Source organism: Rubritalea spongiae, assembly GCF_042652385.1.
Classification (GTDB): domain Bacteria; phylum Verrucomicrobiota; class Verrucomicrobiia; order Verrucomicrobiales; family Akkermansiaceae; genus Rubritalea; species Rubritalea spongiae.
The window spans coordinates 3,450,099-3,463,489 of the sequence record NZ_JBHSJM010000001.1; the positions used below are offsets into that span (position 1 = coordinate 3,450,099).

At 48.9% G+C, this 13,391-nt stretch carries 12 protein-coding genes; 6 read left to right on the forward strand and 6 right to left on the reverse strand.

Annotated features, from left to right (window positions below; translation table 11 throughout):
• Positions 1-129: 129 nt before the first annotated feature.
• Both thrS and infC read left to right on the forward strand, forming a co-directional pair.
• A complete protein-coding gene (gene thrS, locus ACFPK9_RS15265) occupies positions 130-2,010 on the forward strand; it encodes a threonine--tRNA ligase (RefSeq protein ID WP_377096271.1) in 1,881 nt (626 codons plus the stop codon).
• Between the two features lie 93 nt (positions 2,011-2,103).
• Entirely contained in the window at positions 2,104-2,709 is a 606-nt protein-coding gene (gene infC / locus ACFPK9_RS15270; RefSeq protein ID WP_377096274.1) for a translation initiation factor IF-3, read from the forward strand.
• A gap of 85 nt (positions 2,710-2,794) precedes the next feature.
• Here the strand turns inward: infC and ACFPK9_RS15275 are convergent, their stop codons facing one another.
• The gene (locus ACFPK9_RS15275) at positions 2,795-3,175 is read right to left on the reverse strand and encodes a hypothetical protein (protein ID WP_377096277.1); all 381 of its coding nucleotides are present in this window, start codon (positions 3,173-3,175) and stop codon (positions 2,795-2,797) included.
• Positions 3,176-3,257: 82 nt separating this feature from the next.
• Here ACFPK9_RS15275 and rlmB point away from each other — a divergent pair, with 82 nt between their 5' ends.
• Positions 3,258-3,845, forward strand: a complete 588-nt coding sequence (rlmB, locus tag ACFPK9_RS15280) for a 23S rRNA (guanosine(2251)-2'-O)-methyltransferase RlmB (protein ID WP_377096280.1) — start codon at positions 3,258-3,260, stop codon at positions 3,843-3,845.
• Positions 3,846-3,913: 68 nt separating this feature from the next.
• On the opposite strand, the gene ACFPK9_RS15285 is transcribed toward rlmB, so the two are convergent.
• The gene (locus tag ACFPK9_RS15285; protein ID WP_377096283.1) at positions 3,914-5,200 is read right to left on the reverse strand and encodes a glutamate-5-semialdehyde dehydrogenase; all 1,287 of its coding nucleotides are present in this window, start codon (positions 5,198-5,200) and stop codon (positions 3,914-3,916) included.
• A 169-nt stretch (positions 5,201-5,369) separates the two neighbouring features.
• Here ACFPK9_RS15285 and ACFPK9_RS15290 point away from each other — a divergent pair, with 169 nt between their 5' ends.
• Positions 5,370-6,332: a phosphatase domain-containing protein gene (locus tag ACFPK9_RS15290; RefSeq protein ID WP_377096286.1), complete on the forward strand. Its 963-nt coding sequence runs from the start codon at positions 5,370-5,372 to the stop codon at positions 6,330-6,332.
• A 24-nt stretch (positions 6,333-6,356) separates the two neighbouring features.
• Positions 6,357-7,763, forward strand: coding sequence for a dihydrolipoyl dehydrogenase family protein (locus ACFPK9_RS15295; protein WP_377096288.1), 1,407 nt, complete (start codon positions 6,357-6,359; stop codon positions 7,761-7,763).
• A 7-nt stretch (positions 7,764-7,770) separates the two neighbouring features.
• Here the strand turns inward: ACFPK9_RS15295 and ACFPK9_RS15300 are convergent, their stop codons facing one another.
• From ACFPK9_RS15300 to ACFPK9_RS15315, 4 genes are all read right to left on the reverse strand, one after another.
• Positions 7,771-8,388, reverse strand: a complete 618-nt coding sequence (locus ACFPK9_RS15300) for an MBL fold metallo-hydrolase (protein ID WP_377096291.1) — start codon at positions 8,386-8,388, stop codon at positions 7,771-7,773.
• Between the two features lie 159 nt (positions 8,389-8,547).
• Positions 8,548-8,748 carry a hypothetical protein gene (locus ACFPK9_RS15305; RefSeq protein ID WP_377096294.1) on the reverse strand — a complete coding sequence of 67 codons (201 nt, stop codon included), beginning with the start codon at positions 8,746-8,748 and terminating at the stop codon, positions 8,548-8,550.
• Positions 8,749-8,755: 7 nt separating this feature from the next.
• Positions 8,756-9,079, reverse strand: a complete 324-nt coding sequence (locus ACFPK9_RS15310) for a YegP family protein (RefSeq protein ID WP_377096296.1) — start codon at positions 9,077-9,079, stop codon at positions 8,756-8,758.
• Between the two features lie 124 nt (positions 9,080-9,203).
• Entirely contained in the window at positions 9,204-11,810 is a 2,607-nt protein-coding gene (locus ACFPK9_RS15315; protein WP_377096299.1) for a PVC-type heme-binding CxxCH protein, read from the reverse strand.
• 824 nt (positions 11,811-12,634) lie between these two features.
• Here ACFPK9_RS15315 and ACFPK9_RS15320 point away from each other — a divergent pair.
• Positions 12,635-13,387 carry an RDD family protein gene (locus ACFPK9_RS15320; protein ID WP_377096302.1) on the forward strand — a complete coding sequence of 251 codons (753 nt, stop codon included), beginning with the start codon at positions 12,635-12,637 and terminating at the stop codon, positions 13,385-13,387.
• Positions 13,388-13,391 lie beyond the last annotated feature (4 nt).

Consider the following 13,391-nt stretch of genomic DNA (forward strand, 5'->3'; position numbering starts at 1 on the left):
TTTAAGCGAGTAATGTTTATTCGCTGTGGCGCAAGCCTTTGGAATGTGTATGAAATTTCAGGAATCTGAAGGTTTTGAAGGTGTTTACTTCTTGCAAAAAGGGGCTTGGGCTGCTTTCAAAGCGGTGCAATGTCAGATACAAAAGATAGAAAATCGCTTGAAGAACGTCACCAGATGAGTGACTTGGAACGTTTGCGTCATTCCTGTGCCCACGTATTGGCGACGGCGATCACGCGTATCTGGCCTGACGCACAACTCGCTGGGGGCCCCCCGGTAGAGAACGGATTTTATTACGATATTGAACTCGACCACCGCATCAATCCTGATGACTTCGATAAGATCGAGGCGGAGATGAAGAAGGTAGTGAAGGAGAATTCTCCTTTTGAAAAGGTCGTCGTGAGTCGTGCCGAAGCGCTCAAGCTCGCTGAAGATGGCCGGCTCGGCGCGGTTTCAGATCGCGACGTTGCTTCCAAATTTAAAGTAGATCTCCTCAATGATATCCCAGAGGGTGAAGAAATTTCGATTTTCAAAAACAATGATTTTTGGGATCTCTGCGCGGGTCCTCACGTTGGTCGCACAGGCAACTGTAAGGCATTTAAAGTGATGAGCGTGGCTTCCGCGTTTTATAAAGGAGACAAGGATAAGGAATCGCTCCAGCGTGTTTATGGTACTTGCTTCAAGAATAAGACTGAACTCACTGACCACCTTGAAAAGCTAGAAGAAGCGAAGAAGCGCGACCACCGCCGTCTCGGAAAAGAACTCGGGCTGTTCCATATCGACGAAGCTGTGGGGCAGGGACTGATTCTTTGGAAGCCAAAGGGCGCTCTCGTTCGTCGTGCGCTGCAAGATTTCATTACTGAAGAACTCGATGCTCAAGGCTACAGCCAAGTGTACACACCACACATTGGTAAACTTGATCTCTACAGAACTTCTGGCCATTTCCCATACTACTCCGATAGTCAATTTCCGGCGATTCCAGAACGCGATACGCTGGAAAAACTTTCTGACGAAAATGCGAGCTGCTCGATTCTTACCAATGGTCTTTCCAATGGTGATATCGAAGGCTACATGCTGAAGCCGATGAACTGCCCGCATCACATCAAGATTTTTGATAGTGATCCGCACAGCTACCGCGACCTCCCAGTGCGTCTTGCTGAGTTCGGCACAGTATACCGTTGGGAGCAATCTGGTGAACTCGGCGGCATGACTCGTGTACGTGGGTTTACGCAAGATGATGCTCACATTTTCTGTACTCCTGATCAAGTGGACGAGGAAGTAGCAAGCTGCCTCGATCTTGTCAAAAAGGTGTTAAATACGCTTGGTATGGAAGACTACCGTGTGCGCCTTTCATTCTCAGATCCGGATTCCGACAAGTACGTCGGTAGCCGTGAAGTTTGGGAAAAAGCGGAAGCTTCACTCAAACAGGCAGCTGAGAAGCTCGGAGTCGATTTCACGATCGAACTCGGTGAAGCAGCATTCTATGGACCGAAGATCGACTTCGTGGTGAAGGATGTTATTGGTCGCGATTGGCAGCTTGGTACTGTGCAGCTTGACTTCAACCTGCCGGAACGTTTTGACCTCAGCTACGTCGGTGCTGACAATGGTCGCCATCGTCCAGTGATGATTCACCGAGCTCCATTCGGTTCACTCGAACGTTTCTGCGGTCTTCTTATTGAACATTTCGAAGGGAAGTTTCCCGCATGGCTTGCTCCTGAGCAGGTGCGTGTGTTACCACTCTCCGATAAATTCATCGAACATGCCGATGCAGCAGCGAAAAAGTTGGCTGATATTGGCGTGCGCGTGAGTGTGGATCGTGCTTCTGAAAAATTAGGAGCCAAGATTCGCCTTGCCAGACTAGACAGAGTGCCTTATATGCTGGTCATTGGCGCGCAGGAGGCAGAGTCTAACACTGTCTCAGTTCGCCACAGAGATCGTGAAAATCTTGGCACTCAGCCACTCGATGAATTCATCCAGAATCTTCACACTGAAATTTCTGAGCGCTCACTCTAAGAGCCATTAGGAATTTCGCTCTGATACCAATACCAATAGGAGGATAAAACAATAGCAAAGCCAAAGAAGCCATATAAGAACCGCCGTCGTGATATGACGCGCGTCAACGAATACATCCGCGCACCAAAAGTACGTGTGGTCACTGACAGTGGGGAACTCATCGGTGTGATGAGTTCACGTGAAGCAGTATCAAAAGCCAAGAGCATTGGCCTAGACCTAGTAGAGATCGCATCAAAAGCTGATCCGCCGGTATGTAAAGTTTGCGACTATGGCAAATACAAGTACGAGCAGTCGAAGCTGAAGAAGAGCAACCCTAAGACTACGACTAAACTCAAGGAAGTTAAATTCCGCGTCCGTACCGAAGAGCACGACTATAACCTCAAGTGTTCCCGTATCGAGAATTTCCTCGATGAAGGAAACAAGGTGAAGGTTCAGCTCCAGTTCCGTGGTCGTGAAAATGCGCACAAGGATCTAGGATTCGTAGTTCTCCAACGAGTGGCAGAAGATATGGTTGGTATGGCCAACCTCGACCAAAAGCCACGTCTTGCAGGTCGCGCTGTATCTATGCTTCTCTCACCACTTCCTAAAGAACAGCGTAAGCGCAAGTTCCTGATGGAGCACGGTGAACTCATTGATGAAGACGACTTCGACGATGATGAGGAGGAAGACGAAGTAGAAGAGTCCGAGTCTAAGGACTAGGTTCTTCAATCTAGAAAAATTTTAACGGCTAGCATCGCAAGGTGCTAGCCGTTTTTTTACTCAGAAGTGGCGTTCTTATTCGATATTAAAAGAAAATCCAGCGGATGAGAAGGATGATCACTACGAGGTAGATTGCGCGCCAGAGCCACATGGAGCGGCGGCGTAGGCGTTCGGTGAGGGTGCTGAGTTCACTTAGGTCGTTGGCGAGTTTAGCGAGAAGGTCAGATTGCTCGGTGATGATGTCATCGCGTTGATGGATCATGGTGCGGAGTTGGTCGATTTGTTCATCGACGCTGAGTGGGTCGCTGACATCGATAGTGAGCGGTTCGTCATTCTCTTTGCTGCGCCAACTTTGGATATTTTTATAGAGAACAACGGCTTTGTCGCGGTGTTCATAGGCGAGCTTAGCAGCAGGGAGAAGCTTGGGAAGGAGTTTGATAATGAATGGGATTGCTGGAGCAGCCATGAGTCTAGGATAGCTGAGAAAAGAGATCTCGCAACTCAATGCTTCGGCTTGTCTGCTCTGGATCTTTAGTTTAAGTGAAGGAATGCGCAAACGAGCGAAAGAGCGAAGAGGAGATGTGGAAGCACGTGAGAACAAGCATGTGCGAGGCAAAGGTGGCGGTGGTCTGGTGAAAGGTGAGGATGCGCTTGATGACATTTTAGCAAAGAGTACTACGCCCTTTGTGCTCGTTCTTGATTGCGTTCAAGATCCTCACAATCTTGGTGCAATTTTGCGTACAGCGGATGGAGCGGGAGTCGATGCGGTTATCGCTCCGAAAGATAAGTCGGTCGGTCTAACAGAAACTGCTCAGCGTGTGGCTGTGGGGGCTGCTGAGAATGTTCCCTTTATTCGTGTGACAAATCTTGCTCGGACAATGAAGAAACTTCAGCAGGACCATGGGATTTGGTTGATCGGGACCAGTGACAAGGCGACGCAGACACTTTACGACATGGATCTGAAGGGGCCTGTTGGGATTGTAATGGGTGCTGAAGGACCTGGTTTACGTCGTTTGACTGAAGAGAACTGTGATCTTCTGATTGGCATTCCAATGGCAGGGAAAGTGGATTGTCTCAATGTGTCAGTTGCGACTGGTGTATGCCTTTACGAAGCCGTGAGACAGCGGGGACTTTAGATTGCATTTTTAGATAAAAAAGCCCCATGCTGCAGATGGCAACATGGGGCTTTTTGTTTGAGTAATTATTAGAGGTTTTCTTGGCGCGCTTTGTCTTTGAGCTGACCTTCGCCGTTTATGCGGTATTGGTAGCTACAGAGCTCTTTGAGGCCCATTGGTCCGCGTGCATGGAGTTTGTCGGTGCTGATCCCGATTTCTGCTCCGAAACCGAACTCTTCACCATCTGCGAAGCGTGTGGAGCAGTTGTGGAAGAGACAGGCGCTGTCAATGGATGACTGGAAGCGCTGCGCTGCCGCCTCGTTGGTCGTGATGATGACCTCACTGTGCTGTGAGCTATATTCGTTAATGTGCGCGATAGCGTCATCAAGGGAGTCGACTACTTTGATGGAGATGATGAGGTCGAGGTATTCTGTGCTCCAGTCGTCTTCGCTTGCAGCTTTAACATCTGGGAGGATTTCTCTTACTCTTTCGTCACCACGGATTTCAACACCACGTTTGTTGAGGCGCTCAGCGAGTTTTGGAAGAAACTCAGCAGCTACATCTTTGTGAATGAGTGCAGTTTCAAGCGCGTTACAGACGGATGGCTTTTGCGTTTTCGCATCGTCAATGATGGCAATAGCTAGGTCTTGGTCAGCGTCTCTGTCGACGTAGGCGTGGCAGATTCCATCGTAGTGCTTGATCACTGGCATGCGTGCGAGGCTAACAACTGCCTCGATCAGACCTTTACCACCGCGTGGTATGATGAGGTCGAGGTATTTGTCCATGCCAGCCATTACCTGGACGCTTTCGCGGTCAGTGAATGGGATGAGCTGGATGGCGCCTTCAGGAAGACCAGCTGGCTCACCGCCAGATTGCAGCGCTTTTGCGATTGCTTTGTTAGAATGGATCGCTTCGGAACCTCCGCGAAGGATGGTTGCATTGCCAGACTTGAGACAGAGTACAGCGGCGTCTGAAGTAACGTTTGGGCGGCTTTCGAAAATGATACCGATAACGCCAATTGGGACGCGAAGTTTTGTGATACTGATACCGTTAGGGCGAGTGGTTTGCTCGAGTTCTTCACCTACTGGATCAGGAAGATCTGCGACTTGGTCGACACCGCCAGCTATGGCGTGGACTCTGGCTTCGTCGAGACGGAGACGGTCAAGGAGTGCTCCGCTGAGTCCTTTCTCTTCACCTGCTTTGATGTCTTTAGCGTTTGCTTCAAGAATTTCTGCTGCATTGTCGCGGAGGCCTTGGGCCATGGCGCGCAGAATGTCTGACTTTTTCTCGGCGCTGAGCTGGGCTAGTGCGTGTGCCGCGTTGCGAGCTGTTTGGCCCATGGAATAGATGGATTTATGTATTTCCTCTGAAGTCATATAAGACCCATAAGGCCATTTTGGTGTTTTGGCCAGTATAGTTCTGCTGACGGCTTGCCATCGGCATGCTGTATGCTAGAAGCTTGACTACTGGATGAAGGGATTGATCGTATGGTTGCGCCACGGTGCGCTAGTTATAGAATGGCTGCTCGGGGTAATTTGGTACCTTATGACTTTTTGGATTCCGCGTAAGAAGGCGGATCCAGTGGCGGATGTGTACAATGCGATTCTCCACCCTGGAGGAATTTACCTATTTGGACGAGTGATGGCGCTGCGTGTGATGTCTGCTCCTAAGCCCGAGGATGGCAAGTGGGTGAATTTTAAGCGCATGGCGAGTAACTGGTTTACCTTAGATTTTCCACATGCTCGCGTTGAGATCACCATGGGTGATAGGGTGATTACGGTACGCTCTAACAAGGAAGGGTATTTTGAAGTCCAAGATGCGTGCAAAGGGCCGATTGAGTCAGTCGAGGTGCATCTCCCTCAGCATGGATATAGAGCCGAGGTTCCATTAGTGGGTAGTAAGGAACAAACACCGATGGTAATCATCAGTGATGTGGATGACACCTTGATGGAGACTGGGTCGATCTCAATGGGGAAAATGTTAGAGACAACTTTATTTGGGAATTCTCTGACGCGTGAATTGGTGCCTGGGATGCCTGAACTTATCTCGGAGTTATATCAAGGTGGTAGGTATCCTGTGTTTTATGTGACGAGTTCACCGTGGAATTTGGCCAATTTTTTGAAACGCATTTTTCGTCGCGCTCAATTGCCGGCGGGCGGGTTGTTTATGACAAACTGGGGGCTGACTCCTGAGCAATGGCTGACGCCGAGTCACGATGTGCATAAGAGAGCGTCGATCGATGAGGTGGCGTCATGGTTTCAGGGGGCATCGTTTATTTTGTTTGGTGACGACAGCCAACGCGATCCGGAGATTTATGCTAATGCGTTAAAGTCGTACGGGTCGGAGCGTGTGAAGGCGATTTTAATACGTTCTGTTTCTGGCGAACTGCGTGCCAACGAGGTGCGTGAAGATTTCAAACAATTGAGTAAGGAGCATGGTGGTTTTGCACATGTGGTGAAAGATTCAGAAGAAATGAGAGCTCATTTACAAAGCAGAGATTTGCTGTAGTGTGACTGTGTTAGATTACAAGTTATGGAAAATTATGATTTTGATGTAGCCGTTCTCGGCGGCGGAAGTGGTGGTTATGCAGCAGCGCGCACTGCAGCGGCGGCTGGTAAAAAGGTCGTGGTCATTGATGGGGCGGATGAATTGGGAGGTTTGTGCATTTTACTTGGATGTATGCCGAGTAAGGCGCTGATAGAATCAGCCAACCGTAATATTGTGGTTCGTGAGGGGAAAGAGTTTGGCATCGATGTAGAAAAGAGTTCGGTAAATCAGCAAAAGGTGATCGAACGCAAACGATGGTTGATTAAAGATTTTGCTGATTATCGAGCGGAGCAGTTAGAAGATGGTCGTTTTGATTTGGTGAGAGGCTTTGGTCGCTTTGTCGATGCGCATACCCTCGAAGTGAAAGAAGGTGAGCAGACTCGAAAGCTGACAGCACACACTGTGATCGTGGCGACTGGTTCTACGATTTTTGTTCCTGAGATCGAGGGCTTAGCCGAGAACGGATATTTGACTTCGGATGATATTCTAGATCTTGCTGATTTGCCTGAATCGATGGTGGTTCTCGGTGGTGGAGCAATAGCTCTTGAGATGGCGCACTACTTAGATGGTCTTGGGACGAAAGTGACTGTGATCCAGCGCAGCGCACATTTGCTCTCTGGAATGGATCATGATTTGGCTGACGAACTACAGGCGGATTTGGAGCACCGTGGTTTAAAAATCGAATGTGGTACTGAATTGAAAAGGGTGGAAAGCACCAGCGCGGGGCACAAACGCGTGGTTTATCTAAAAGATGGTAAAGAGCATTCGGTGGAAACGCATGAGATTCTCGCTGCTCTCGGGCGGAAACCTAATACTGGCTCGTTAGAGGCTGAGAAGGCTGGGATCAAATTAAATGGCAAGGGTGGAATCGAAGTCAGTCTCGATATGCAGACGAGTTCTGAAAATATTTTTGCCTGTGGTGATGTCGCGAGTCCGTATGAGATTGTGCACATAGCGATCGAGCAGGGAGAGATGGCGGCAGAAAATGCGATGCGGTATATGGCGGGTGAGTCAGATTACGCAGAGATGGATTACCGCTTAAAGCTCTATGGAATTTTCACTGATCCACAAGTAGCGGCTGTGGGGATGAACGAACTTGAAGCGGAAGAACAAGGACGTGAGGTGTTAGTCGAATCATACCCATTTAACGATCACGGGAAGTCGATGATTCACGGTTCGAAGTTCGGCTTTGTGAAATTGATTGCCGATGCGGAGACCAAAGAAATTTTAGGCGGCTCGGTGGTGGGACCAGAAGCTGCGGAGCTTATTCATGAGATAGTGGTAGCAATGGCATTTCATTCAACTGCTGGGCAATTGGCGAAAATACCACACTACCATCCGACGCTTAGCGAAATCTGGACCTATCCAGCTGAAGAGATCGCAGACGCATAGAGTGATTTTAAATAAATGGATTGTGGGATTTTTCTCTTCCTATGGTGGTCTGTGATCCGTGACCTGAGCAGACTACTGTTTCATCAGGCAGCGCATAGAGTTTGCTGCGGATACCGTCTAACAAAGTTTCATGCGATCCCCCAGGGAGGTCGGTGCGGCCGATGGAGCCCTCCATGAGGGTGTCGCCAGCGAAGACGACTCCGAGGGCTGGGAGATAGAATGTGATAGAGTCAGGAGAATGGCCAGGCACGTGAGAGACACGGATTTCTAATCCCTTGATCGCGATGGAATCTTTTCCGTCTAACAATTCGTCTGCTTCGAATGGTTTAATGTTGATAGGGAGACCCCAGTTTTCACGCGCTTCTTTTTGGCGGATGAGGGTTTCGTTGTACGGCGAGTGCATTAGCACCTTTATACCCATGTCCTGCAGAGCTTCTACATCTTCGGTGTGATCGAAGTGTTGGTGGGTGAGTAAGAGATGAGTCGGCTTGAGCCCTTCTTGTTGGATGACTTCGTGAATCAAGGCTGGGGCGTCGATGATGATGCAAGCTCCGTCGTGCTCGACGACATAGCCATTAGTGAATACGTGGCCACCAGTGTAGCTGTGAATTTTCTGGGCTGTCATATGGATGTGTTACTAGAAGTGGTAGGGAGTATAGTGCAAGCGCGATCTCTCGCAAGTGGGGGAATATATAGTTAGGAAATTATTCGGGAGTACTAGAAATAAAAATACCGACCGAGAGCGAGTCTGGTCGGTATTGTAAAAATCTTAGTGTGAATCAGATTATCCAAGGAAGCCTTTTAGAGCGTTCATGGCTGTGTCACCCATATCGGGTGTTTCACCCTTAGAAATTTGATCAAGTGGACCTCGAAGGTTTTCTGGGAGCTTATCTTTGGCGTAAGAAAAAACGAGTTGGATAGCAGTGTCTGCCATTGCTTCATCGATCCCTAATTTATCGATGAGCTGTTGTTTGAGTTCGTTCATGAGGAGACTATTTGATGGTAGTAGTGGCGCAGTTGGTTTGGACGGACTTGATGCCGTTGTCTCTGGCTGCTTCTGAGCTGTACATTTCACTAGAGCCGATAATTTGGCCGTTGCCGGCTTTCAATCGAAAATAGGGTTGGTCAGCTTTTGAAGTGAGTCTTTCAAATTTAGCATCGTCTGTGCCATTTTTCTGACAGGATTCAATGCCGTTTTGGGCGGCGGCCTTAGTTGTGTAGAGCTGGCTGCTGAGAATGATTTCGTGGTTTCCAGCTTTAAGGTTAAATTTAAACTTCCCGCCAGCGGCTTCTTTTAATTCGTAATATCCGTTCATAATAGTTGTACTATATAAGTAGTAACACTTAAGTGGTTTGAGCCGGTGGAGTCAAGAAAAGCTGATTCACAGGCTTGTTGTATAGCTCTGCTCGTGTGGTTAGGTTCTTTAAATAACGCGAGAATTATTCTACGATGATAACTCCACGCATGACTTTATCATGACCAGGGAAAGAGCAGATGTAGCCGTAAGTTCCGGGTTCCTCGATGGTGAATTCGATGACTTCTTGCTGTTCTGAATTGAGTAATTTCGTGGCGGCGATGACATCACCGGATTCAGGGACGAAGCCTTTGGGGAAGCCTTCGGCACCCATGTCGATTGCTAGCCTAGCGACTTTATCTTCGGTGCCAGGCTTTACGACTACAAGGTTGTGCTGCATGACATCTGGGTTGTTTAATGTGATCTGGATCTTTTGGCCAACTGCCGCAGTGAATTTCTCGAAGTCAAATTTGAGGCCTTCGTGGACGCAATTAATTTGGACGCGCACTTCTTTTCCTGTTCTACGAGTGATTCCTCGTTTCATTGGCTTGTAGCTATTGTCCTTCACTTTCACTTTATTGCCGGTGAGATCGCCATGGGCAAACTTGAAGGCATCCCCTGTGTATTGTTTATCAATGCCGACTTGGCCGATTTTGTTGATCATTTTGAGACCGAGTTCACCGGCGATCCATGAGGATGCAATGACTGCTTCGTGACGGACGAGGGCGTTCGGATCTTCACATGCAGTGAGCATGAGCTGCTCTAAGTTAGAAACTTTATCAACATTGTAGCGAGCGGCGCGGACTGCAGCAGCACGTGCACGGAAGTTCTTAGCGGAGAGGGTAGACTCGAGGATGTCTTGGTCGATTTTATTGACTCCCCAAGTAACCCAGAGCGCTTCTAGCAGGTGATGCTCGTAGCGCGGGTTTTGTTTATCGAGTTGAGCTACCCATGAGCGAGTGGCTTCTAACACCTTGTCAGCATCTCGGCCGCGAAGTTCACGGCGGGTGCGGTAGCGAGTTCTAATCTCTGGTTCCTTGAGGTTTTCTAGCAGCTGTTCGATGCTCGCTCCTGCAATTTTTGCAGGTTTGAGGAGTGGGCGTGATGGATAGGTGACGCGGTAGACTCTACCGTGAACGTGGTCGCGTTTTGGATCTCGAGCGGAGTGCTGCATGTGGCCGATGAGGACGTTACTCCAATCGATGAAAAAGAGTGAGCCATCGGGAGCAAATTCGAGATCTACTGGGCGGAAGTATTGGTATTCTTTTGGGGCGTAGAAGAGGTCTTGGCGAAATTCTGCACTGTAGAAACCTGTTTTCGGATCTTGGACGATCTTGTGCTGTTTGCACCCTAGAAAGCCAATGTTGTTACAGAGCAGGGCGTCACCTTGCATTTCATCGGGGAAATGGCGCGAGGAGACGAATTCTAGCCCTGAGGTAGGTCGGACACGTTGGTCGGTGAGGAGGTCAGAGGATTTTAAGTTGCGTCCAAAATCTGGCTTCAGCGCTGCTTGTTGCATCCAGCCCATCGCTGGGTTTGAAGTGTAGAGGAAGAAGTTTTGCCCCCAATCATCGAAGGCAATTCCCCACGGGTTAGGGACATTGATTTGAGCGGTGCGCTCGAGACGCATTTTGTTAGGGTTGTATCGATAGAAGCCACCGTCGGTTCCTCTCACTGGTCCGTATGGAGTTTCGGTGTTGGTGTGGGAGAAAACTCCTTCAGCCATGTAGAAGGCTCCCGATGGATCGGCACAGAAGGAAGAGACGGCGTGGTGGGTGTCGTGATCATCAAATCCTGAAAGCACCACAGTGCGCTTGTCGGCGACGCTGTCACCATCGGTGTCTTCTAACAGGAGTAGGTTTTTACCTTGGGCGACGAAGACTCCTTTTTCGGTAATTTCAAAACCAGTGGGGACACTGAGCTTGTCGGCGAAGGTGATGACTTTGTCCGCTTTGTTGTCGCCATCGGTGTCTTCGAGAATAATGATTTTGTCATTCGGGAGTGGGTCACCGATTTTGTAGTGAGGGTAGGAACCCATGCAGCCGACCCAGAGTCGACCCGCATTATCGAATGCCATTTGTGAGGGGTTGGCGAGTTCGGGGAATTGTTTCTCGTCGGCAAAAAGTTCGATCTTGAATCCTTCTGCCATTTGCATGATTTCCGCGACTTCTTCACCGTCTTTATAATCGACTGGGCGGTCAGAGTTTGTCTCGACTGTGATGAGTGGCGTGGTTTCTTTGTCCGCAGCAGCGAGGTCAAAGCTTTTTCCTTGGTTATTAGCCCAGATCGCTCGGTCGCGCAGGTGGGTCATTTCACGGATTTTTCGAATCTCTACTGGGTAGTTTTTGTCACCGAAAGGAGCGAAGCGACGTCCGTAGGCGTGAACGCCATTGGGGATTTTATAGTCCATGACCCAGAGACGATTTTTCTCACTAACTGCTGCTAGAGTTTTCTGGTAATCACCTTTCGCTTTGGCTTCTCCGAAAAGCTTATTTGCTAAAACGGGTGAGAGCTGCCGGTAGCCATCGCGAGTCAGGTTATGGCTATTGCTGGTGAGGTAGTCTTTGTTAGATTTGTAGAGTTTGGAGGTGGCATCAAATGTATCGATGAAGAGGACGCCTTCTTCTTTACAGACTTCAGCCATGGCTTGGGTGTAGTCTTCGAGACGTTTATTGGTTTCTTCTCCATTCGGGAGATCGAAATCAGTGCTGAGGTTTTCGAAGGCAGCAGGGCCAACGATGGCGAGTTGCACCTGCTTACCGCTATACTATAGTTTTGCTTGAGGGTGTGTTTGATGAAGGCTCTGAGCTCTTCCTTGTAGCCATTGAGACGCTCTAGGCCATCAAATGATTCACTATAGCCGAAGAAGCCAATGACAGTGTCGATTTTATGACGGGCGAGCCATTGGGCGGGAGTCTCGTAGTGACCACGCGATTTTGATTTTGCTCGGTATTCTTCTTTCACCAGTTTTTCTCCATCAGGGAGAACGACATAGCTGCTACGCGCTGGGTGTGGGCGGAAAGCGGGGGTGTCGCCTTCGAAACACATGTTACGAATGTAGAGGTTGAGCTCTGGGTAACGTCGCTGGATCTCGGTTTCGAATTCGCTATAGAGGTTCATGCGTGATCCCAAACCGCCACCGATAAATGCGATATGTGCATCTTTCGAGAGTGTAAGAGCTCGTGGAGGAAAACCAGGTTTGGCTTTTGGGTGCTCGATGCCAGGAGATTTAATTTCAATGTTCTGTGTCTCCCAGACCTTATCGAAATCTAGCTTATTTCCTTTTGGAGCAGCACTGAGTGCAGATAATGCTGCTAGATTACATGTAAGAGCGAATGTTAGGTGTGATTTCATGGGGTGAGTAGTCTAAAGACAGAAAATTGGTAAAACATATATGAGTCAGCAAGTCGGAGGGGAACAATGGCAATCCGCGACAGAATGGTTTACAATTTAACAGGTTTCGGTGCGGGGCTTGAGCTTGGAAAATGAGAAAATATCGATTTACAGGTGTTTGGAGTGGTTCTTTTTCTTTACGCCATTGGGCTAGAGGCTAGTCTGCTTGAGAAATTTGAGTGTATGGCGAAACCCGAGCAAAAGATAGATACCTTACAGAGCGTGGAGCTTGGTGATGGGGTGGAAATCTTATTGAGGGTGGCTGGACCTTTCGCGCGGGCGATGGCCTTGGTGATTGATTACCTCATTATTCTAGGTTTGTTGTTTGTGATTGGGATCGTGACCACCATGCTTGCCATTGGTTCAAATGGAAATATTGCGGCTGGTGTAATGTTGATCTCCTTATTTTTGATGTCTTGGGGGTATTTTGCTTTCTTTGAAGGAGGGAAAAAAGCGGCGACTCCAGGTAAACGTGCGCTAGGTATTCGGGTAGTTGATGGTTCAGGGAACCGAGCCAATCGCGGTCAGGTGCTGGTTCGTAATATTTTGCGCTACATTGATATGTTGCCGGGCGTGCCGAGTGGTTCGATGGGTATTTTTATTGGTGGTTATGGAGCTGGCTTAATGACTTGTTTTCTTTCTAAGAAGTTTCAACGCCTAGGTGATCTTGTCGCGAATACGGTGGTTGTTTATGACAAGCCAGTGCAGCACCTTTCAGCTACTTTACCGCCAGCATTAGAAGCAGTGGCTCCGCCGATCGCTCTAACACGTGAGGAGCAGGCTGCCATCGCAGCTTTTCGTGAGCGTGCAGGCTTGTGGTCGGAAGCGCGGAGAATTGAGCTAGCTAATCACGCTAGCGCAGTGACTGGCGAGAGTGATCGCAAGGGGATGACAAAGTTGTTAGGTATGGCTGATTGGTTAACAGAGGGAAGATAAAGCA